Origin of the sequence: Agromyces hippuratus, assembly GCF_013410355.1 — a bacterium.
Taxonomy (GTDB): domain Bacteria; phylum Actinomycetota; class Actinomycetes; order Actinomycetales; family Microbacteriaceae; genus Agromyces; species Agromyces hippuratus.
In genome coordinates, this window is sequence record NZ_JACCFI010000001.1 from 2,780,443 (window position 1) to 2,802,135 (window position 21,693).

Consider the following 21,693-nt stretch of genomic DNA (forward strand, 5'->3'; position numbering starts at 1 on the left):
CAGGATGGAGTCCATGCCCGATCCGTTCGTCATCCGTCCCGCCGCCATCGCCGACGCCCCCGGCATCGCCCGCGTGCACTGGCGCAGCCACCAGACGACGTACGTCGAGCCCGGCCGCGTGGCGCGCGACAAGGTCGAGGGGTGGACGTACGCCGACCGCATCAGGGCCTGGACGACGAACCTCGCGATCGCGAACGACGTGTACCCGCCGCCCGAGGGGTTCCATCGCATGGGCATCTGGGTCGCCGAGGTCGGGGGCGAGCACGGCGGCGAGGTCGTCGGATGGGCGAACACCAGCACCGGTCGCGACTCCGACGGGCCGCGCGCGCTCGAGCTCGAGGGCCTCTACGTGCTCGACGAGTTCCATGGCGGAGGTGTCGGGCAGGCGCTGCTCGACACGGCCGTCGGCGATCGACCGGCCTACCTGTGGGCGCTCGCCGACAACCCGAGGGCGCACGCGTTCTACCGACGCAACGGGTTCGAGCTCGACGGCACCTCGAAGGTCGACGACTTCTGGCAGGTGCACGAGGTGCGGTTCGTGCGCTGAGCGCTCGACCGGTTCGTCAGCTCCCGCCCTCCGACGGATGCGCGGGAACCCGCAGCAGCGCGCCCTCGTGGCGCACGGTGGCTGCGGCGATCGCCATCGCCGACTCGAGTGCGGCGGCCCAGTCGCTCGCGTCGCTGGGCACGCCGTGCACCGCGAGGTGGTGCACGACCGCGGAGAGCGTGGCGTCCCCGGCCCCCATGGTGTCGACGACCGCGCCAGGCAGGTCGACGATGCCGGCATGCACCGCCGCGTCGCCCGCATGCAGCTCCGCGCCCTCGCGGCCCGCGGTCGCGAGCACGGCCGGGGTGCGCGCCGGCGCGGCATCCGATGCGGCCCCGCTCTCGGCTTCGCGAGTCGACGGCGCCCGGAGCTGCTCGACGAACTCCGCCAGGGGAGCGCCGAGCAGCAGCTCGGCATCCTCGTCGCCGACCTTCACGAGCATCGCGTCACGGGCCGCGGCGGTGAAGTTCGCGAGGAACGCCTCGCGGTCGTGCAGCATGCCCGCACGCGGGTTGCCGTCGATCGCGAGCCGTTCGCCCGGGCGCGCGATCGCGGCGCGCAGTTCGGCCGCCTGCTCGGCGTCGTCGAACGGGAAGCAGCTGACGACCACGAGGTCGGCCTCGTCGATCGCGGCACGGGTCGCGTCGTCGAAGCGGATGCTGCGCCGCTGCGCGGCCTCGTTGAACTCGTATCGCGGCTCGCCGTCGGTGCGATCGGAGACGGCCCGCGACGTGCCGTGCTCCGAGGGGCTCTCGACCAGGCGCACGCCGTAGTCGCGCAGGAACGAGCGGATGCGCGTGGCCGGCTCGTCGTCGCCGAGCATCGCGACGAGCGTCACGTCTTCGCCGAGGAGGGCGAGTCCGACCGCGACGTTGAGGGCGGCGCCGCCGACGAACTCGCGGGCGCCGCGCGGGTCGCGCAGCTCGTCGATGAGCGCGTCGCCGATGACGGTCACGCGAGCGGGGGCGGTGACGGGTGCCTCGGTCGACATCGGCGGGTTCCTCTCCGGTGCGCTCGGGTGGGCGCGGGACTCCAGCGTGCCACACGGCCGTGTGCGCGGCACGTGTCCGGGGCCGTGCGAGCGACCGCGGCCGCGGCCGGCTGCGGCCCGCCCAGCGGGTACGGTGGTGAGGACCCACGAGGAGCACCATGAAACCCGGACCGAGGCGCAGCGTCAGCCAGGTCGACATCGTCGATGCGGCGTTCGAGATCCTCGAGCAGAAGGGCTTCGCCGCCGTCTCCGTACGCGGCGTCGCCGCGGCGCTCGGCCTCACGCCCACGGCGATCTACACCTACTTCCCATCGAAGAACGCGCTGCTGCGCGCGATGGTCGAGGAGCTCCTCTCCGACCTCGATCTCGACGCAGCGGCCGACCCCGCCGTCGCCTGGCGCGACCGGGTGCACGCGCTCGCCGCGGCCCTGCGGGCACGGCTCGCCGAGCACACCGGCGCGATGGTGCTCGTCACGAGCGGCCCCCTCGACGGGCGGCACGCGCTGGGCCTCAACGAGACGCTCATCGTCGGCTTCGCGGCCGAGGGGATGTCGCAGGACGACGCGGCTCGTGCCGCCTACGCCGTGCGCGCCCACGTGCTCGGGGTGGCCGCCCTCGACGCGGCCGAGCGGGTCGACGAGGTCGAGACCGCCGCCGACACGTCGACGGCCGGCGCGTTGTGGTCGGATGCCGCGAGCCACCCGCTGACCGAGGCGACGGCGCACCTCGTCGCAGCCGGCGCCGATCCCTCGGCGTTCACGTGGGGTGTCGATCGGCTGCTCGACGGACTCCTCGCCCGCTGATCCGCGCGGCGCGTCCTCCGGGGCATCCGCTCGCGACGAGTCATCCGCTCACCGAGTTCATCTGGGAGCCCGGCCCGCTCAGCTACGTGGTCGGCTTCCTCGCCGGCATCGCCGGGGTGCTCTCGCTGACCTCGGCGAAGTCGGGCGCGCTCATCGGCGTGCTCATCTCGGTCACCACGATCCCCGCGGACGCCGCGATCGCGATCGGCATCGCCGCCGGCGAGTGGGGCCGGCCGGCAGCGCCGCCCTGCAGCTGTTCATCAACCTCGTCGCCATCATCACGGGCGGGGTGCTGACGCTCTCGGTGCAGCTCGAGGTGCAGCGCAGGGCCTACCGCCGGAGGCAGCGACGGCTGACGACGCCGGCACCCGGCCGCTGAGCCGAGCGCCCGGCCGGCGAACGCAACGCCGTCGAGCGAGCCGAGCGGATGCCGCTCCCAGCGGGAGGCGTCGTGCAGCGGATGCCGCGACCACCCGACTGCGGCGGGGTTCAGCCTGCTGTTCGGCAGCGTCGGCGAGACGCGCTCGGTGATCTCGCGCTCATCGTGAGAACGGTTCGGGCGTCGTTCACGGCACCTCCTCGTGCGTCGTGGGCCAGTGCACGGCCGGCGGGTCTGCTCACTGCACCGCAGCCCGCTGGAGACGCGGCGAGGCGCCGACCCCCCGAAGGGAGCCGACGCCTCGTCGTGGTGCGTGTCGCTGGATCAGCCTGCGGTGGGCGGGGTGATCGTGATGAGCGCCGACTGGTTGCCCTTGAACGCCTTCTTCACCGTGATCTCGGTGCCGTAGCCCACGCCGTCATCGGCGGGGTTTCCGGTGCCGAAGACGCCACCGAGAGGGTTGGCCGCACCGTACAGGTCGGTCAGCGGGTTGCCGTCGAAGTCGACGATCCGCGTGCTGTACGGAGCGTTTCCGACCGACGGAACGACTGCCGAACCGTCGCGGAAGCGGCGGGCCAGTCGGCCATCGGGCAGCACCTCGAGGCCCGAGGTCCAGCCGAGGTCGTCGGTGAAGGTGCTCACCGGCTCGCGCGACGGGATGTCGGTGCAGTACTCGGTCGTCAGCTCCGCACCCGCGATGCACTCCGTGAAGGCGTGCGTCGGGGTGAGGCCGAAGGCGACGTCGGAGGACTGCGCACGCGACGGCAGGTTGTGCTGCAGCGTGCCGTCGGCCGCGGCTGCGTCACCGGTGCGACGCAGCGGGTCGAAGTGGCTGTCGACGAGCAGCAGCCCGCCCTTCGCTCCGTAGCTCGGCAGTGCCGTCTCGTTGGTGCGCACGTGGTTGGTGTTGCCGTAGGTCGTGTCGCGGTACCAGACCAGCGCTCCGGGAGCGTTGTACGCGACCTTCTCGACCTTCCACGCGCCGGCGCTGTACACCGAGTTGTAGCCGTACTTCAGGCCCTCGTCGAACCCGTCGAAGTTGCGCCACTCCACCATGTAGTACTGCGCCTTGCTCGACGTGCCCGTGTCGATACGCCAGCCGGGGCCGGTCGTGTCGGCGAAGGTCGTGACCTCGGCGGTCCAGCCGTTGTCGCCGCTCTCGACGTCGTCGGTCCAGACCTCGGTCGCTCCGCTCGTGACGGCGAAGTCGTCGGCGAACCATCCGCGCTCCTGGAACGCGGCATCGGTGGCGAGGCGCAGGCGCACCCCGACCGTGGTGCCGGCGTAGGCCGAGAGGTCGACGTACTGGCGAGCCCAGCCGTCGGAGCTGCCCGTGAGGCCGTACTTCTTGTCACCGAAGGTGTGGAGGTTGCCGTTGGGGTCGGGGTAGCCGTCGGCCGTGGTGGCCTCGGTGCCGTCCTCGTTGTAGACCTTCACGTCGGTCCAGGTGGACCCGCCGTCGGTCGAGACCTCGACGAAGCCGAAGTCCCAGTCCTCTTCGATGACGAAGTTGTTGCTCATCCAGAACTTCGCGTCGGTCGGGACGTCGACCGTGCGGGAGATGCGGATGTCGCCCCAGTCCTGGTCGGCTCCGGTGTACCACATGTTCTCGCCGCTGGCCGGTTCGGCGAGCGTGATGACCTTGTCGGGAAGATTGACCTTCACGCCGTCTTCGGTGCCCTTCGGCGAGCGAGACGTCTGGCCGACCTTGATGGTCTCGGCGTCGTCACCGGGGTTCATCACGAGGGGGTCGACCCAGCCGAGCACCCACTTGTCCCAGATGCCCATGTGGGTCGGCATCGACTGGAAGATGGGGCCCGCGTGCGAGCCGGAGCTCATGAGGTCCCAGAAGTCGATGTCGGAGTTGCCCTGGTTCGACGTGTCGTACAGGTCGGGCAGGCCGAGGTCGTGGCCGTACTCGTGTGCGAACACGCCGACGCCCGAGTCCTCGGGCTGCACGATGTAGTTCGACAGCTGGAGGTCGGTGCCGGGGATGTCCGCGCCGCCGGCGACAGCCGAGGAGTGCGCCCAGACGGCGTACGTGCCCTGCGCGCCGCCACCACCGGACTTGTCTTCACCGGCGTGCACGAGCACGACGTGGTCGATCACGCCGTCGGGCTCGTTGAAGTCGCCGTCGCCGTCGCGGTCGCCCTGGTCTTCGATGTCGTAGTCGGCCCACGGGAAGTCGGGCTGCGCCTGTGCGAGTGCTGCGACTGCGTCGATCGGCAGCTGGCCCGGTCCCTTGGGGTTGTCGGGGTGGCCCTGCTGGTCCTGGATCTCGCCGGCCTCGTAGACGCCGTCGGCGTTCTTGAAGCAGGTGCTCGCGCCGTACCAGGCCTCGGAGTGGGGCACGGTGATCCACGGGGTGGCCTCACCGGTGACGGTGTAGGCGCCGCGTGACATCTCCTCGTACATCGACTTCATCGTGTAGCCCGAGATGTCGAAGCCGGGCTTGCCGTCGGGACCGGTGAGGTCGGTGCGCACTCGATCGGTGATGCCTTCGTCGGTGAAGAGCATCTTGTTGAAGTGCTCCGACGAGAAGTCGGGCACCCACATCGAGTTGTTGTCCTCGAGCTCGTAGTCGGCCGGGTTCGGGATGCCGTTGTGCGTCGGGCCGTTCTGCACGTTGCCGAGCTTGCACTGCTTCGAGCCGAACTCGGTGGGCACGTAGGTGCCCGTGAAGTCGTCGTTCGCGTTCTCGTCGAACTCGACGAGGATCGTGAGGAGCTTCGCCTCCTGCGTCGACTCCGCCTGCTTGAAGTTGGTCTTCTTGGGCTTCTTGTCGTGCTTGGGCTTCTTCAGCTCCTTGGGGTTCTTGCCCGTGGCGATCGACTTCGCCTCCAGCGTGGCGAGCCCCTTCGCCGCGATCGGGTTGCCCTGCGAGTACTTCTGGTCGAACGCCTCGGCCTCGGCCTGAACCTGCGGTGCCGACTTCGCCGTCGCGCCATCGACGAGGACTTCGCCGTCGGTGTCGAACTGGCCCTCGAGGCGAGGTGCGACGTAGTTCATGTAGTACTCGGAATCGCTGATCACCGGTGGCGACACCGGCGATTCAGCAGCGACCGCTCCCGTAGCGCCGAATGACACCAGACCGGTGGCAGCGAGCGCGAATACCGGGATGACCGCAACCGCGCGCCTCCGCGCGCGGCCCGTGAATCCAGACATGCTTCTCCCTTCGAGCGCCCCGTGGAGGTGACCGCGGGGCGCGTACGACGTTCGTCGGTGGGCGAACGTACTCGGAATACTGCCGTGCACTGACGCACCTATGGAAGAGCTGTATTGGCTTTCGCCGAGGACGACGCGCATCTGTTGCGTCGAGCTCGTGATCGACGTCGATCACGAGCGCCTGTCACTCGATCAGGGGGGATTCTTGCGACACCGCGATGCTGAGCATTCATCATGATATGAATTCGCCCTGAGGCGCCCACTTTCGGGAGATGGGGGTCGCGCGGCATCCGCTCGGTCTACGCTGAACGCGACGGCGCTCAGCGCCGGCGGAGGGGGTGCCGCGGTGGTCGACCGATCGAATGCGAACGAGCGGATGCCCCGCGCAGCGCGCCGAGCGGTGCTGCCTCTGCTCGCCGTCGCCGCCGTGGCGGGCGCGTTCGCGCTCGCCGGGTGCACCACGGGCACCGATACGCTGCCCGCGCCGGTCGTCGTGCAGCTCGACGACATCGACGGCGAGACGATCGAGGTCGTCGACGGCAACGTGATCGATCTGGCCGGTGATGACGAGACCTCCACCGAGTGGGGCGCCGAGATCGAGGACCCGGCCATCGTCGAGTTCACGCCGGGCGCCGACGACGGGAGTGCGCAGTCCAACCCCGGTCTCACGGCGACCGCCGTCGGAACGACCGCGGTGACGCTCGAGAACGGCGCGACCGGTGACACGATCTCGTTCACGGTCGAGGTCGTACCGGTGGCTTCGGGCTCCTGACGTCTCGGGCGGATGCCGAGTGTCGGCGCAGCGGCCGTCAGCCGAGAAGCAGGCTGCGCAACTGGTCGGCGGAGTGCACGACGGCCATGGCGTCGGCGGCCTCGGCGGGTGAGCCGTAGCCCCACTCGACGAGGATCGTCGGCACGCCGTTCGCGAGCGCGCCGAGCGTGTCGTAGCCGCGGTCGCCGACCATCACCGCATGCTCGGTGCTGATGTCGAGCGCCTGCAGGCGGCGCAGCGCCTCGGCGACGACGTCGGCCTTCGTGCTGCGCTCCTCGTCGTCGCTCGCGCCCGCGATGACGGTGAAGTACTGGCTGAGGCCGGTGTGGTCGAGCACCTTGCGGGCCATCGACTCGGGCTTGGAGGTCGCGAGCGCGACGGGGATGCCGGCGGCGTGCAGCCGCTCGAGCACGCCGGCGACACCCGGGAACACGGGGGAGCGCAGCACGTGCTCGCCGTAGTGGTCGCGGTAGATGTTCAGCGCCTCCCACGCCTCGGCGTCGTTGAAGCCGGCGGTCATGCGCAGGCTGTCGAGCAGGGGTGGGCCGACGTAGCCGCGCAGCACCTCGTCGCTCGGCACGGGCAGGCCGAGCTCGGTGAACATGTGCGCGAGCGAACCGGTGATGTCGGAGGCCGAGTCCACGATCGTGCCGTCGAGGTCGAACAGCACCGCCGACCAGGTGCGGGTCGGTGTGGTCGTCGGAATCGTCAGGGGCTCGGTGGTCACCGTGACATCCTAGGGCGCGAAAATACGAGAGACACTCAGGTTCGGTCGCACGCGAGGCGGTGGTGGCCCGCGCTTCGCGTCAGAACAGGCGCGAATGCCCGTCGTCGACGCCGCGCATCGCGTCGTAGTCGAGCACGACGCAGCGGATGCCGCGGTCCTCCGCGAGGGTGCGGGCCTGGGGCTTGATCTCCTGCGCCGCGAAGACGCCGGTCACGGGCGCGAGGTGCGGGTCGCGGTTCATGAGCTCGAGGTAGCGGGTCAGCTGCTCGACGCCGTCGATGTCGCCGCGGCGCTTGAGTTCGACGGCGACCGAGGCGCCCGAGGCATCCGTCGCCAGGATGTCGACCGGGCCGATGGCCGTCATGTACTCGCGGCGCACGAGCCGGTGACCGTCGCCGAGGAGTTCGATCTGCTCGGCGAGCAGTTTCTGCAGGTGAGCCTCGACGCCGTCCTTCTGCAGGCCGGGGTCGACGCCGAGCTCGTGGTTCGAGTCGTGCAGCACCTCGTGGATCGAGACGATGAGCTGGTCGGCGGTCTTCTGGTGCACGACCTTCCACAGCTCGACGATGCCGGCCGAGCGCTGGTCGTCGTCGGGCTCGAGCGTCGTGAGGGTGCACGGCGGGCTCATCCAGTTGAGCGGCTTGTAGCTGCCGCCGTCGGAGTGCACGAGCAGGCTTCCGTCGCCCTTCACCATGAGCAGGCGGGTGGCGAGCGGGAGATGTGCCGCGAGGCGTCCGGCGTAGTCGACGGAGCAGCGGGCGATGACGAGACGCACCAGTCGAGTGTACGGCGAGCGGTTGTGTTCGACGGCCTGACGTGGGCGTCAGGCCTGTGCGGCCGAGGCGTCGGACTCGCCGCCCGTGGCGCCCGGCTTGCCCGAGCGTTCGCGCGCCGCGGGGGCCGCGAGCCCGGCCATGACCATGAGCGCCAGGATCACGAGCAGCGCGTTCAGCAGCCCGAAGTGTTCGCCCAGGAAGCCGATGAACGGCGGGCCGACGAGGAAGGCGCAGTAGCCGATGATCGCCACGGCGCTCACCCGGGCGGCGGCCTGGGTGCGATCGGGCACGTCGGCGGCAGCCGACATGCCGACCGGGAAGCCCATCGACGCGCCGATGCCCCACAGCACGGTGCCGACGACGATCACCCACATCTCGGCGCCGAAGATGAAGAGGCTGAGCCCGACCACGCCGGTCGCGGCGAGCACGCGCAGTGTCGCGACCCGGCCGAAGCGGTCGACGAGCGGGCCGCCGAGCACGCGAGCCGTCGTCATCGACACCGCGAAGACCGTGAAGATCGCGGCCCCCACGGCCGGGTCGAAGCCGTGGCCGTCGACCGCCGCGAGGGTGAGCCAGTCGTTCGCCGATCCCTCGGCGAACGACATGCCGAGCATGATGACGCCGATGAGGAGGAGCCGCACATCGCCCCAGACCCTGAGGCCGTCGCGGAACCGCTCGGTCCACGGGCGTGCGGATGCGGCATCCGCTCGCTCATCGGCGGCCGCCGGGTCGCCGAGTTCGCTGCGCTTGGGCACGAACCGCACCGCGACGATCGCTCCGACCGCGATGACCGCGCCGATCACGGAGAGGTGCACGACGACCGGGACGGCGAGTGCCGCCGCCGCGGCCGCCATGCCGGCGCCCGCGACCGTGCCGAACGAGAAGAACGCGTGCATGAGCGGCATGAGGGTGCGGCTGATCTCGCGCTCGGCCTCTGCGCCCTCGACGTTCATCATGACGTCGACCGCGCCGTTGCCGAAGCCGGCGAACGCGAGCCCGATCACGATGAGCGGGATGGACGGCAGCGCCGAACCGCCGATGCCGATCAACGCGAGGCCGAGGGAGACCGCGATGAGCGCGCCCGCCATGCCCGTGCGGGCACCGAAGCGGGCCATGAGCGGGGGAGCGGCGATGAGGCCGAGCACCGCGGCGATGGAGCCGGCGAGGATCACGAGTCCGACGCCCTGGGTGCTGAGCCCGGTCTGGTCTCGCACCTCGGGAAGTCGCGCGACCCAGCTCGCGAGGCTGAGCCCCGAGAGGAAGAAGATGGCGAAGATCGCATTGCGCCAGGCGAGGAGTTCGCGGCGTGCGCGGTTGGTGGTGGCGGTCGCGCGGAGGTGGTCGGTCATCGTTCGGCTTCTGTCTTCGTGTGTCTGCGTGAGTCTTCGTGTCTGCGTCGCCGGTGCGTCGAGTCGGCCTTCGAGGGCCGTCCAAGCTGCTATCGAATCGATTCGATTCGCCGATCAGTGAACGATATCCGTCGCGCGGGCGAACCGCAACCGGCACGACGACGGCCGTGCAGCCCGGGAATCCCGGGTCGCACGGCCGCCCCTGTCGCGGATCAGTAGCTGGCGGTGACCGTCACCCCCGCGAAGTCCTCGACCCCGGTCAGGCCGACGTAGTTCCACCCGGCCGCCGGCCAGGCCACCACGACGCTCTCCTCGTTGCTGCCGGGGGTCGTCGAGCGCGCGACGTGCGCGTTCGCGCCGGCCCAGCCGTAGCAGTTGTAGTAGAGGTCGGCGTCTCCGGTGCCGCCGGTCGTCGTGACGGTCACCTGTGCGGTGCCCGCCGGAATCCAGATGAACAGGCCGTCGGTGTCCCCGCGCGCGGCGGAGCGCCCTGATCGACGGCACTCGTCGTCGAGCTGGCGGAGGTCGGATCCCGTGCACTCCGGGAGTGCCGGGGCGCCGTCGTCAGCGACCGTGACGGGGAGCGTGGCCGTGCCGATCGCTCCATCGTCGTCGGTCACCGTCAGCGTGACCGAGTAGGTGCCGGCCGCGGCGAAGGCGATCGTCGGGTTCGCCTCGGTCGACTCCTGACCGTCGCCGAACTGCCAGCGGCGCGAGGCGATCGTGCCGTCGTCGTCGGTCGACGTGTCGGTGAAGCCGACCTCCAGGCCGTCGACCGAGATGCCGAACGACGCCACCGGCACGCGGTTGACCGGGTCGGTCCCGCCACCGCCGAGATCGTCGCTGCAGTCGCCTGCCGCGCATCGCTCGAGGTACGCCGCGAATTCGGCGTCGTACCGCGTGCCGATCGTGTCGGTGATGTAGGTGCGGGCCGCGTCCCAGTCGCCGGCGCGGTACGAGCCGAGGATGGCCTGCAGCTCGCTCGGGCGCTCGTTCAGCATGAACGCCGCGGCGAGGTACCCCCAGCGGTAGACCCGCTCCTGGCCGTGGTCGTAGTTCGTGTCGAAGAGCTGGCTGAGCGCGTAGGTGCCCTGCGCGGCCGCCGCCTGCGCGGCCGTGTAGTCCTCACCCCGGTAGTGATACGAGATGAACTCGGCGAAGCCCTCGACCCACCAGATCGTGGGCGTCTGCATGCCCTCCTCGAAGTCGCCGTGCATGTTGAACCGGCCGTCGAGGTAGTGCGTGTACTCGTGGTTGAGGTTCCACACCGCGAACGCGGGGCGAAGCCACTCGGCCTCGTAGGCGATGAACCGGGCGACGTTGTCGGCGGCCGAGGGGTCGCCCTCGAGGTACATGCCGCCGTTGTTGGTGTCGATGCCGAAGATCGCACCCGCGTAGCTCTGGTAGTCGCTGCTCGAGTCGAACACGACCACCTCGATGGTGGAGTTCACGTCGTTCGGCACGGGCCCCGGGTCGTTCGCGACCGCGTGGAAGTACTGGTCCTGCGCGAGCAGGCTCGAGCAGCTCGCGGCGAGCTGTTCGGCGCTGATCTCCTGGGCGCGGATCGTGATGCTCGAGGAGCAGTCGTGCTCGGTGACGAGCACGGCATCGGCGACGCGCTCGCCGAGGTCGCAGGTGCCGTAGTCGGCGCACGCCTCGGGGTCGTAGTAGTTGGCCATCTGGCCGAGGGCGACCCACAGCTGCGCGGTCGGCCCGTCGAGCGAGGTGCGCGTGAGCAGGTCGGCGACGAGCGGCTTGGCGGCCGCGCGCACCGAGTCGTCGCCGAGGAAGCGGGCGAGCTCGCGACCCGCGTTCGTCGGCAGGAAGGCCGAATCGCCGCCGAGCCGGTCGAGGTGGGCGACCGCGAAGTCGTGCAGCGTCGTCAGGAGTGACGGATCCGCGGCCACGGCGGCGACGAACTCGGGCACCTGGTGGCCGCGGAACAGCACCGTGAACACGTTGTTCACGGCATTGCGCATCCACCACAGCGCCTCGTACTCGGCGTCGTATTCGGTGAGCAGCCGCTCGACGACGTCGAGGTAGCGGTCGTTGAGCACGGCGCTGTCGATGAGCGTGACGGCCTCGCCGAGCACCTCGCCGTTGGCATCGGTGACGTCGCGCGAGCGCGGGTTGCCGAAGAAGGCGTCGAGCGCCCCTGCTGCCGCGTTCGACAGCGACAAGCCGTAGTCGCCCACGTTCCCGGCATCGTAGAACTGCACGTAGTAGCCGGCCCGCAGGAAGAGCACGAGCTGGCCGGCCGACGTGGAGTTGTCGCCGGGGTAGGAGCCGGCGACGGTGCGGAGCGCGTTCGCGACGGTGATCATCTGCGCTTCGGCGAAGATCGACCTGGCGTCGGCGCCCTTCACGAGGAACAGCGAGTTGATGCAGTCCATGGGGCTCGCGACGATCAGGTCGACGAGCGACTGGCCGCTCGCTGCCGCGAAGTCCGCGGTGCTGCACTCCGCGGCCGCCGCAGCCTGCCGGGCGGACGGGGCGCCCGAATCCCCGGTTGTTCCGGCCGACGGTCGGTCGGGAACGGCGACGACGTCGCCGGCCTCGGTGCGGTGCACCTCGGCGTTCGCCGTCAGCGGTGCCGCCGGCTCGGGGTCGGCCTCGGGCACGAGCGCGTCGCTCGAGCCGGTGGCGGCAACGCCCCCGGTGTCGGCCGCCGGGCCGGAGCCCGACGGCACCGGATCGGGCGGTGCTGCCGCGTTGGCCCCGAGCGGGGCGCCGAGGCTGAATGCGAGTACGAGCGACAGCGCGATGGCTGTGCCGGTTCCGCGTCGTCGGATGGGTTGGGTCATCGTCGACTCCTGAATCATCTGCTGCGGATCGAAGACCCCGGCACTGCAGGTTCCCGACCCGGTGCGATCTCCGGCCCCCGGCCGGAGTGGCGCGGCTTCTTCGCTGCACCGCGGACAGTGTGTCATATATCACACGTCACGCGCTACAATTCGTTCGGTGGACCGCGGCCGACGACGCGCGCTCCCGGCTGGCGGCCTCCGTGCACCAGCCCGAGGCATCCGCTCGCCGGTACGATGGCTGAGTCATCCGGCGCATCCACCGGACCACTCGCATGAGCCGCCGCACCCAGCGGTTCATGTTCTGAACAACGGAGTTTCTTGCGATGAAGGCCCTCTACAAACCCGCCCCCGGCGCCGGCCTGGAATACGTCGAGCGGCCCGAGCCCGAGACGGGCCCGGCCGACGTGAAGATCCGGGTGCTGCGCACCGGAATCTGCGGCACCGACCTGCACATCGAGAAGTGGGACGACTGGGCCGCGTCGACGATCGCCGCGCCGCTCATCCCCGGCCACGAGTTCTACGGCGAGGTCGTCGAGGTCGGGCCGCTCGTGCACGACGTCGCCGTCGGCGACCGCGTCTCGGGCGAGGGGCACATCGTCTGCGGCATGTGCCGCAACTGCCGGGCCGGGCGCCGCCAGATGTGCATCCGCACGAAGGGCGTGGGCCTGCACCGCGACGGCGCGTTCGCCGAGTACGTCGTGCTGCCCGGTGAGAACGTCTGGGTGCACCACGCCGACATCGAGCCCGAGGTCGGTGCGATCTTCGACCCGTTCGGCAACGCCGTGCACACCGCGCTCGCGTTCTCGGTCGTCGGCGAAGACGTGCTCGTCACCGGATGCGGCCCGATCGGACTCATGTCGATCGCGGTCGCTCGGCACGTCGGCGCCCGCTTCATCGTCGCGACGGATGTCTCGCCCGCACGCCTCGACCTCGCCCTCGCCATGGGCGCCGACGCCGTCGTCGACGTCTCGAAGGAGCGGGTGCGGTCGGCGCAGGACCGGCTCGGCATGCGCGAGGGCTTCGACGTCGGCTTCGAGATGTCGGGCTCGGCGAGGGCGCTGCCCGAGATGATCGAGAACATGAACCACGGCGGCCGCATGGCGCTGCTCGGCCTGCCCGCCGAGCCGTTCGCGATCGATTGGGGCAAGGTCGTCACCCACATGCTCACCATGAAGGGCATCTACGGGCGCGAGATGTTCGAGACGTGGAATTCGATGAGCGCGATGCTGCAGACGAGCCCGCAGCTGCGCTCGCGCGTCGCCTCGATCATCAGCGACCGCTACCCGGCACGCGACTGGCGTGCGGCGTTCGATGCGGCCGCCTCGGGCGGCGTCGGCAAGGTCATCCTCGACTGGACGGAGCTGTAGTCATGTACGGAACGGTGAAGGAGCAGCTGCGCGCGGAGCTCGACGAGATCGAGGCCGCAGGGCTCACCAAGCGCGAGCGCGGCATCCACGGCCCGCAGTCGTCCGAGATCGAGGTCGCCGGCCGCGAGGTGCTGAACTTCTGCGCCAACAACTACCTCGGGCTCGCGAACGACCCGCGCATCGTCGCGGCGGCGCACGCCGGGCTCGACGACTGGGGCTACGGGCTCGCGAGCGTGCGGTTCATCTGCGGCACGCAGGAACTGCACCTCGAACTCGAGCGGCGCGTCTCCGACTTCCTCGGCTACGACGACACGATCCTCTTCTCCTCGTGCTTCGATGCCAACGGCGGCGTCTTCGAGGTGCTCTTCGGGCCCGATGACGCGATCATCTCCGACGAGCTGAACCACGCCTCGATCATCGACGGCATCCGCCTGTCGAAGGCCCGGCGCTACCGCTACAAGAACCGCGACCTCGCCGACCTCGAGGCGCAGCTCGTCGCGGCATCCGATGCCCGCCGCCGCGTGATCGTGACCGACGGCGTGTTCTCGATGGACGGCTACATCGCGCCGCTGGCCGAGATCTGCGACCTCGCCGACAAGTACGACGCGCTCGTCTTCGTCGACGACTCGCACGCCGTCGGGTTCGTCGGCGAGCACGGCCGGGGCACGCCTGAGCACTGCGGCGTCGAGGGCCGGGTCGACATCACGACCGGCACCTTCGGCAAGGCGCTCGGCGGGGCATCCGGCGGCTACGTCGCCGCCCGGCAGGAGATCGTCGACCTGCTGCGCCAGCGCGCTCGGCCCTACCTCTTCTCGAACACGCTCGCCCCGGCGATCGTGGCGGGCACGATCCAGGCGCTCGAGCTGCTCGCCTCGTCGGGCGAGCTGCGGTCGCGGCTGCGTGCGAACTCGGCGCTGTTCCGTTCATTGATGACGGATGCCTCGTTCGACCTGCTGCCCGGCGAGCACCCGATCGTGCCCGTGATGTTCGGCGACGCCGCGCTCACCGCACGCATGGCCGACGCGCTGCAGCGGCACGGGGTGTACGTGACGGCGTTCAGCTTCCCGGTCGTGCCCCGAGGGGCCGCGCGCATCCGCGTGCAGCTGTCGGCGGCGCACTCCGAAGACGAGATCCGGCGCTGCGTGGCCGCCTTCGTGGCGGCGCGCGACGAGGTGGCCGCGGCCGGGTAGTCGTCTCGACGGGCTCGACCAGCAGGCGACCTCGTTCTGCGGGTCGAGCTTGTCGAAGCCCGTTGCGCGGGAAACAGGTCTCGACGGGCTCGACCAGCAGACGCTGGCGGGTCAGCGCCCGCGCGCACCCACCCGGGCACCCAGCGAGCGGGGCGCGAACCGCACGAGGCCGACGAGCAGCCGATACCGCAGCGACGGCACCGAGACGGCCTTGCCGCGCGCGGCGTCGCGCAGCGCTTCGGCGACGACCGTTCGGGCGTCGAGCCACATCCAGCCGGGAACACCCTCCTGCCCGGGCGGCAGCCCGAGCCGCTCGTGGAAGTTCGTGTGCGTGTAGCCCGGGCACACGGCCGTCATCGTGACCCCCTGCGGCCCGTACTGGCCGTTCGCCCACTCGCTGAACACGACCAGCCAGCGCTTGCAGGCGCCATATGTCGATCGCGGAATGAACGCGCCGACCGAGGCGATGTTGATGATGCGGCCGCGTCTGCGGGGGAGCATCGCCCGGAGCGCCGCGTGGCTCAGCCGCATGGGCACCTCGACATGGAGCTCGAGATGGCGCACCTCGTCGTCGATGTCGTTGCGCGCGAAGTCGAGCGGGAGGCCGAAGCCCGCGTTGTTGACGAGCAGGTCGACCGGGCGCTCGGGGTCGGAGAGGCGCTCGACGACCTGCTTCAGGTGACGCGGCTTCAGCAGGTCGGCGCGCAGCACCTCGACCTCCACGCCGTGCTTGCGTCGGATCCCGTCTGCGAGCTCGTCGAGGGCGGTGCGGTCGCGCGCGACGAGCACGAGGGCGGCGCCGGTGGCGGCGAGCTGGCGGGCGAACTCGGCGCCGAGTCCGGAGCTCGCGCCGGTGATGAGGGCGGTTCTCGACATGCGGCCGAGCCTAGGGGATGCCGCACGTGGGGCGCCCCGCGAACCGCAGATCGCCGATCGAATCGATTCGGCCTAGACTCGGGCGCATGCAGCCCGATGCCGCTCCCCGCCCGACGCTCGCCGACGTCGCGGCGCGTGCAGGGGTCTCGCAGTCGACCGCCTCGCTCGCCTTCAGCGGCTCGGGCCCGGTATCGGATGCCACGAAGGAGCGCGTGCTCGCCGCGGCATCCGAACTCGGCTACGCCGGCCCCGACCCTCGCGCCCGATCGCTCCGCCGCGGACGCTCGGGCATCGTCGGCGTCGTGCTCGAGGAGCGGGTGCGCGCGGCGTTCCTCGACCCCGTGAAGATCCAGATGCTCGACGGCATCTCCGAGGGCATCGCGCCGCTCGGCGCGGGCCTCCTGCTCCTCACCGACACCGGCGTGGCGGGCGAGAGCGCCGTGAGCATCGAGAGCGCACCGGTCGATGCGGTCGTGCTCATCGGCTGCAGCCCGCGCCTCGCCGTCTCGATCGAGGCGCTGCGTCGCCGCGGCATCCCGGCCGTCGCCATCGAAGGGGACACGGGCGAGGACCTCCCCGAGATCTCGATCGACAACCTCCAGGCCACCAGGCGGGGCGCCGAGTACCTGCGGCAGTTGGGCCACACGGATGTCGCGATCGTGACGCTGCCCGTCGATGCCGCCCGCACCCGGGGCCCGCTCACCGACGAACTGCTCCGGTCGAGCACTGCCGCGACGGCGAGCCAGCGTCTCGCCGGGGCCCGCGAGATCTTCCCCGAGGCGACCGGGCGATCCGCCGGTGCGAGCTCGATCGAGGAGGGGCTCGAGGCGGCGCGGGCGCTGCTCGCCGACCCGGCGAACCGCCCGACCGCGATCATCGCGCAGAGCGACCTGCTCGCGGCCGGCGTGATCCAGGCGGCCGAGGAGCTCGGCATGCACGTGCCGGGCGATCTCAGCGTGCTCGGCTTCGACGGCATCCGGGTCGACGGGCTGCAGCACGACCTCACGACGCTCGCGCAACCCTCGGTCGCGAAGGGGCGCGCGGCCGGCGAGGCCGTCGTGCAGATGCTCTCGGGTGAGCCGCCCGAGTCGCGGTGCTTCACGAGCACGCTGCACGTCGGCGACACGACGGCGCCGCCGCGCACGCCCGCCGGCTGACGCCGTCGCTGTCGCCGTCGCCGGCCCGCCTCCCACTCGCCTGCTGGGGAGCGCCGTTCATGCCATCCGCGATCGCGCGCCTCGCCCAGTCATCGAGATGCCACGTCTTGCCGGTACCGGCCGCGTCGATGCGACGACTTCTGGCAACTCGACGGCCCCGCGACGCAACTCGACGCCCCGAAGCATCCGGCCCGCCGTTCGGGATCCGTTAGGAAGATTCACAAATTTGTGAAACGAGCGTATCGTCGGGCTCATGAACACCGTCATCGAAACACGCGGCCTCGAGAAGCGCTTCGGCCGCGTGCGTGCACTCGACGGGCTCGACCTCAGTGTCGAGGCCGGAGAGGTGCACGGGTTCCTCGGCCCGAACGGCGCGGGGAAGTCCACCACCATTCGCGTGCTGCTCGGCCTGATCCGGGCCAGCGGCGGCCGCGCGACGCTCTTCGGCCGCGACCCCTGGCGCGACGCCGTCGAGCTGCATCGTCGCATCGCCTACGTGCCGGGCGACGTCAACCTCTGGTCGAACCTCTCGGGCGGCGAGTCGATCGACCTGCTCACGCGCCTGCGCGGCGGCACGACCGACAAGCGCGCCTACGCGGCGCGGCGCGAGCACCTCGCCGAGGTCTTCCAGTTCGACCCGTCGAAGAGGGGCCGCACCTACTCGAAGGGCAACCGGCAGAAGGTCGCGCTCATCGCCGCACTCGCCACGCCTGCCGACCTCTACATCCTCGACGAGCCCACGTCGGGCCTCGACCCGCTCATGGAGGCCGTCTTCCGGCAGGAGATCGCGGCGCTCCTCGGCGACGGCGCGACCGTGCTGCTGTCGAGCCACATCCTCTCCGAGGTCGAGCACCTGTGCGACCGGGTGAGCATCATCCGCGCCGGGCGCACGGTCGAGACGGGCACGCTCGCCGAGCTCCGCCACCTCACCCGCACCGAGGTCTCGTTCGCCGGCGAGGGGCTCGACCCGGCCGGCTTCGCAGCGATCCCCGGCGCGCACGACCTCGTGGTCGACGGCGCACGCGTGCGCTTCACGGCCGACTCCGACGCCATGCCCGACGTGCTCGCCGCCCTCGGCCGCCTGCGCGCCGGCGGCGTCACCGTGAACCCGCCTTCGCTCGAGGAGCTGTTCATGCGGCACTACCACGACGAGCTCGACGAGCCCGCCCGATCGAGCCTCGAGGGCGTGCGATGAACACCCTGCCGACCCTGCTGCTCGCGCGGTTCCGCCGCGACCGGGTGCAGATCATCGTGTGGCTCGCGCTCTTCGTGCTGCTCGAGGTCGCCGGCCGGGGCGCCGTCACCCAGACCTATGGCGATGAGGCCGAGCGGGCGAGCGTCATCAGGCTCGTGATCATGAGCCCGGCCATCCTGATGCTCCGCGGCACTCCCCAGGGCACCGACCCCGACGCGTTCCAGTTCTTCCTGCTGTTCGGCTTCCTCGGCCTCATGATCGGCCTGATGATGACGTTCCTCGCCGTGCGGCACACGCGCGGCGACGAGGAGGCGGGTCGCGCCGAGCTCGTCGGCTCGACGCCCGCCGGTCGCATCGCGCCGCTGATCGCGACGGCGCTCGAGGGCGTCATCCTGAGCGTCCTGGTCGGCGCGATCATGGGCGGCGTGGCCTTCGCGTACGGTGCGGATGTCTCTGGTGCCGTGCTCTACGGAGCGGCCATGTCGGCCGTGGGCATCGCCTACCTCGGCGTCGGGTTCGCGTGCGCGCAGCTCATGCGCACCTCGCGCGGCGCCAACGGGCTGGCGGCCGCGATCGTGACCCTCGGCTACGCCTTCCGCGCGATGGGGGATGCCACGGGCACCGTGCAGCCCGACGGCCTCAGCATGGAGGCCGGTTGGTGGAGCTGGCTGAGCCCCATCGGCTGGGGCCAAGCCGTAGCGCCCTTTACGCACCAGCTCGTGTGGCCGCTGGCGCTCTGCGTCGGCCTCGGGGCGGTGCTCTTCGCCGCTTCGGCCTGGTTGCAGTCGCACCGCGACCTCGACTCGAGCATCGTGCCCGAACGGGCCGGTCGCCTGCACGCGCCCCTGAGTCTCTCGGGCCCGATCGGTCTCGTCTGGCGCACGCTCCGCAACCCCGTCATCGGCTGGACCGCCGGCGGTGCGCTCTTCGGCCTCGTGCTCGGTGCCGTGGGGCAGACGGTCGTGGACCTCGTGGACACGCCCGACGGCGAAGAGGCCGGGCAGGCGATCAACGACACCCTCGCATCGCTCGCGGGACCGAACGCCGAGGGCGGGTTGATCGACCTCTTCACGACGGGACTCTTCGCCTTCGTCGGCGTGCTCGCCGCCGTCGGCGGGGTGCAGGCGATCATGCGCGCCCGGCAGGACGAAGTCGGCGGCACTGCCGAGCTCGTGCTCGCGGCGCCCGTGTCGCGCTTCCGCTGGTTCTCCGCCTACCTGCTGATCGGCGCGGTCTCGGTCGCCGCGGTGCTCGCCTTCGCGGTGCTCGGCGCCTTCGCCGGACTCATCGGGTCGCCGGATGCCGGTGAGCGCATGTCGACCGTCGCCGAGGCCGGGCTCGCCCAGCTGCCGGCCTGCCTCGTGATCGTCGCGGTCGACGCACTCGTGTTCGCGATCGTGCCGCGTGCGTCGATCGCGCTCGGGTGGGCGGTGCTGCTCGTCGCGATCCTGCTCGGGCAGTTCGGCGGGCTCTTCGGGTTCCCCGAGTGGATGCGCGACATCTCGCCGTTCAGCCACACCCCGATCGTCACGGCCGACACGATCGACTGGACCGCGGCATGGGTGATGACGGGACTCGCCGTCGTCGTGGCGGCGGGGGCGGCGGCCCTCGTGCGGCGACGGGATCTGGCACTCGGCGGGTGAACGCGGGCGCGGGGCATCCGCTGGACGCCCCGCTCGTTCTGTGAGGATGGGGAGCATGGCGCGAGACGAACAGGCGATGCACGAGTTCGTCGAGCAGTCCGCCGCGGCGATGGCCGAGGCGGGCTTCCCGCGCATGCCGGCGCGCGTGCTGATGGCGCTCATCGCCGCCGAGTCGACCGGGCTCACTGCGCGGGAGCTGAGCGACCAACTGGTCGCGAGCGCCGCCGCGATCTCGGGGGCGGTGCGGTACCTGCAGACGCTGCGCATGGTGCGCCGGGTCTCGCAGCCCGGCTCGCGCCGGGTGCTCTACGAGCTGCCCGAGCACGCCTGGTACACGGTGACGATGGGCAAGAACCCGCTCTACGACCACCTCGAGGCGCTCGCGTCGAAGGCGGTCGCCGCGATCGACGATCCCGACTCGCTCGCCTCCCAGCGCATCGCCGAGATGAGCGACTTCTTCCTCTTCATCCAGCGCCGGATGCCCGAGCTGCTCGTCGAGTGGCGCGCCGAGCGCGGGGCGTGAGCGGGCGCGTCGACGTGGTGCTCAGCGCCCCGCGCCGACGACCATCCACGCCGCGCTGCGCGCTCGGAGCCCGAGCGTGACCGCCCGCGCCCCGAGGTAGCCGATCGCGAACGCCGCCATGAGCCACGCCGGTCCGGCGGCGCCGGGCGGGGCGACGGCGACCACCCAGAGGGCCAGCGGCACGAACACGACGAGGTTCACGATGCCAGTCCATGCGAGGTACCGGGCGTCGCCGGCGCCGATGAGCACGCCGTCGAGCACGAACACGACGCCGCCGAGCGGGGCCGAGAGCGCGAGCACCACGAGCGTCGGGGGAAGGAGCGCCGCGACATCCGCCGAGCTCGTGAACAGCCCCGGCAGCACCCACGCGGTCGAGAGCAGCAGCACCCCGATGACGCCGCCGCTTCCGACGCCCCACTGCAGGCAGCGCTTCAGCACCGCGCGCACCCCGGCGAGGTCGCCCGCGCCGAGATCGCGGCCGACGAGCGCCTGCGCCGCGATCGCGAGGGCGTCGAGCGCGAAGCCCATCGTGAAGTAGAGGGTCATCGCGACCTGGAACGCGGCGAGCTCGTTCGAACCGAGCGAGGTCGCCGCCCAGGTCGCGAGCAGCAGTGCGAGCCGCAGGCTCAGCGTGCGGAGGAACAGCCAGCCACCGGATGCCGCGCCGCGCAGCACTCCCGCATGATGCGGCCAGGGGCTCGCACCGGCCCGGGCGGCATGCCGCGCGACGACGACGAGGTAGACGGCGACCATGCCCCACTGCGCTACGACGGTGCCGAGGGCCGAGCCCGCGATGCCCCAGCCGGCGACGTAGATGAACACGTAGTTCAGCGCGATGTTCACGGCGAAGCCGATGCCCGCGACCCAGAGCGGCGTGCGCGTGTCCTGGAGGCCGCGCAGCAGGCCCGTGGCGGCGAACACGATGAGCATCGCGGGCAGCCCCGCCATCGAGATCGACAGGTAGACGGATGCCTCGTTCGTCACCGCCTCGGAGGCGCCGAAGAGCCCGACGAGCGCGGGTGCGGCGAACCATCCGGCGATGGCGAGCACGACGCCGATGCCGAGTGCGAGCCACAGCCCGTCGATGCCCGAAGCGACCGCGCCCCGCACATCGCCGAGTCCGACCCTGCGCGCGACCGCCGGTGTCGTTGCGTAGGCGAGGAAGACCATGAGGCCGATGATCGTCTGCAGCACCGCGCTCGCGAGACCGAGCCCGGCGAGGGGCGTGGCGCCGAGGTGGCCGATCATCGCGGTGTCGGCGAGGAGGAAGAGCGGTTCGGCGATGAGCGCGCCGAGTGCGGGCACCGCGAGGCGCAGGATCTCGCGGTCGACGCCTGGACCGGGGGGTCGCGCGACCGCCTGCGGGCTGGATGCGTCGGAGTTCTTCATGTGCCCGACGAGCCTACGTCGCACCGCTGGCGGAACTCGA

Annotated in this window: 18 protein-coding genes; 10 read left to right on the forward strand and 8 right to left on the reverse strand. The window is 71.1% G+C overall.

Features of this window, described 5'->3' with window-relative positions; all coding sequences use genetic code 11:
• Positions 1-13 precede the first annotated feature (13 nt).
• Entirely contained in the window at positions 14-547 is a 534-nt protein-coding gene (locus BJY17_RS12985; protein WP_179551717.1) for a GNAT family N-acetyltransferase, read from the forward strand.
• A 16-nt stretch (positions 548-563) separates the two neighbouring features.
• Here BJY17_RS12985 and BJY17_RS12990 read toward each other — a convergent pair whose 3' ends face one another.
• The gene (locus tag BJY17_RS12990; protein WP_179551718.1) at positions 564-1,538 is read right to left on the reverse strand and encodes a carbohydrate kinase family protein; all 975 of its coding nucleotides are present in this window, start codon (positions 1,536-1,538) and stop codon (positions 564-566) included.
• Positions 1,539-1,696: 158 nt separating this feature from the next.
• Between BJY17_RS12990 and BJY17_RS18355 the strand changes: the two genes are divergently transcribed.
• Both BJY17_RS18355 and BJY17_RS18360 read left to right on the forward strand, forming a co-directional pair.
• Positions 1,697-2,341, forward strand: coding sequence for a TetR/AcrR family transcriptional regulator (locus tag BJY17_RS18355; RefSeq protein WP_218889909.1), 645 nt, complete (start codon positions 1,697-1,699; stop codon positions 2,339-2,341).
• Positions 2,299-2,637 (forward strand): DUF389 domain-containing protein, encoded by a 339-nt coding sequence (locus BJY17_RS18360; protein WP_218889910.1) that lies wholly within the window; start codon positions 2,299-2,301, stop codon positions 2,635-2,637. Before BJY17_RS18355 ends, BJY17_RS18360 begins: the two co-directional genes overlap by 43 nt.
• Before the next feature lie 407 nt (positions 2,638-3,044).
• Here BJY17_RS18360 and BJY17_RS13000 read toward each other — a convergent pair whose 3' ends face one another.
• Positions 3,045-5,753 carry an immune inhibitor A domain-containing protein gene (locus tag BJY17_RS13000; RefSeq protein ID WP_322789832.1) on the reverse strand — a complete coding sequence of 903 codons (2,709 nt, stop codon included), beginning with the start codon at positions 5,751-5,753 and terminating at the stop codon, positions 3,045-3,047.
• 508 nt (positions 5,754-6,261) lie between these two features.
• On the opposite strand from BJY17_RS13000, the gene BJY17_RS13005 reads away from it, so the two are divergent.
• On the forward strand, positions 6,262-6,657 hold the full coding sequence (locus BJY17_RS13005; protein WP_179551720.1) for a hypothetical protein: 396 nt from the start codon (positions 6,262-6,264) through the stop codon (positions 6,655-6,657).
• Between the two features lie 37 nt (positions 6,658-6,694).
• Here the strand turns inward: BJY17_RS13005 and BJY17_RS13010 are convergent, their stop codons facing one another.
• The 4 genes from BJY17_RS13010 to BJY17_RS13025 form a co-directional block, all read right to left on the reverse strand.
• Positions 6,695-7,384 carry an HAD hydrolase-like protein gene (locus tag BJY17_RS13010; RefSeq protein ID WP_322789833.1) on the reverse strand — a complete coding sequence of 230 codons (690 nt, stop codon included), beginning with the start codon at positions 7,382-7,384 and terminating at the stop codon, positions 6,695-6,697.
• 79 nt (positions 7,385-7,463) lie between these two features.
• Complete coding sequence (nucS, locus tag BJY17_RS13015; RefSeq protein WP_179551721.1) at positions 7,464-8,159, reverse strand: endonuclease NucS; 696 nt, start codon at positions 8,157-8,159, stop codon at positions 7,464-7,466.
• Between the two features lie 48 nt (positions 8,160-8,207).
• Entirely contained in the window at positions 8,208-9,509 is a 1,302-nt protein-coding gene (locus tag BJY17_RS13020; protein ID WP_179551722.1) for an MFS transporter, read from the reverse strand.
• Positions 9,510-9,721: 212 nt separating this feature from the next.
• The gene (locus BJY17_RS13025) at positions 9,722-12,313 is read right to left on the reverse strand and encodes a collagenase (protein ID WP_179551723.1); all 2,592 of its coding nucleotides are present in this window, start codon (positions 12,311-12,313) and stop codon (positions 9,722-9,724) included.
• 323 nt (positions 12,314-12,636) lie between these two features.
• Between BJY17_RS13025 and tdh the strand changes: the two genes are divergently transcribed.
• Complete coding sequence (tdh, locus tag BJY17_RS13030) at positions 12,637-13,680, forward strand: L-threonine 3-dehydrogenase (protein WP_179551724.1); 1,044 nt, start codon at positions 12,637-12,639, stop codon at positions 13,678-13,680.
• Between the two features lie 2 nt (positions 13,681-13,682).
• The gene (locus BJY17_RS13035; protein WP_179551725.1) at positions 13,683-14,870 is read left to right on the forward strand and encodes a glycine C-acetyltransferase; all 1,188 of its coding nucleotides are present in this window, start codon (positions 13,683-13,685) and stop codon (positions 14,868-14,870) included.
• A gap of 111 nt (positions 14,871-14,981) precedes the next feature.
• Here the strand turns inward: BJY17_RS13035 and BJY17_RS13040 are convergent, their stop codons facing one another.
• Positions 14,982-15,746, reverse strand: coding sequence for an SDR family NAD(P)-dependent oxidoreductase (locus BJY17_RS13040; RefSeq protein WP_179551726.1), 765 nt, complete (start codon positions 15,744-15,746; stop codon positions 14,982-14,984).
• A gap of 86 nt (positions 15,747-15,832) precedes the next feature.
• Here BJY17_RS13040 and BJY17_RS13045 point away from each other — a divergent pair, with 86 nt between their 5' ends.
• The 4 genes from BJY17_RS13045 (at position 15,833) to BJY17_RS13060 (ending at position 20,264) form a co-directional block, all read left to right on the forward strand.
• A complete protein-coding gene (locus BJY17_RS13045) occupies positions 15,833-16,903 on the forward strand; it encodes a LacI family DNA-binding transcriptional regulator (RefSeq protein WP_179551727.1) in 1,071 nt (356 codons plus the stop codon).
• A 253-nt stretch (positions 16,904-17,156) separates the two neighbouring features.
• Complete coding sequence (locus BJY17_RS13050; RefSeq protein WP_179551728.1) at positions 17,157-18,098, forward strand: ABC transporter ATP-binding protein; 942 nt, start codon at positions 17,157-17,159, stop codon at positions 18,096-18,098.
• Positions 18,095-19,741, forward strand: coding sequence for an ABC transporter permease (locus BJY17_RS13055; protein ID WP_179551729.1), 1,647 nt, complete (start codon positions 18,095-18,097; stop codon positions 19,739-19,741). Before BJY17_RS13050 ends, BJY17_RS13055 begins: the two co-directional genes overlap by 4 nt.
• A gap of 55 nt (positions 19,742-19,796) precedes the next feature.
• Complete coding sequence (locus BJY17_RS13060) at positions 19,797-20,264, forward strand: GbsR/MarR family transcriptional regulator (RefSeq protein ID WP_179551730.1); 468 nt, start codon at positions 19,797-19,799, stop codon at positions 20,262-20,264.
• A 21-nt stretch (positions 20,265-20,285) separates the two neighbouring features.
• On the opposite strand, the gene BJY17_RS13065 is transcribed toward BJY17_RS13060, so the two are convergent.
• The gene (locus BJY17_RS13065; protein WP_179551731.1) at positions 20,286-21,653 is read right to left on the reverse strand and encodes an MATE family efflux transporter; all 1,368 of its coding nucleotides are present in this window, start codon (positions 21,651-21,653) and stop codon (positions 20,286-20,288) included.
• Positions 21,654-21,693: the final 40 nt, after the last annotated feature.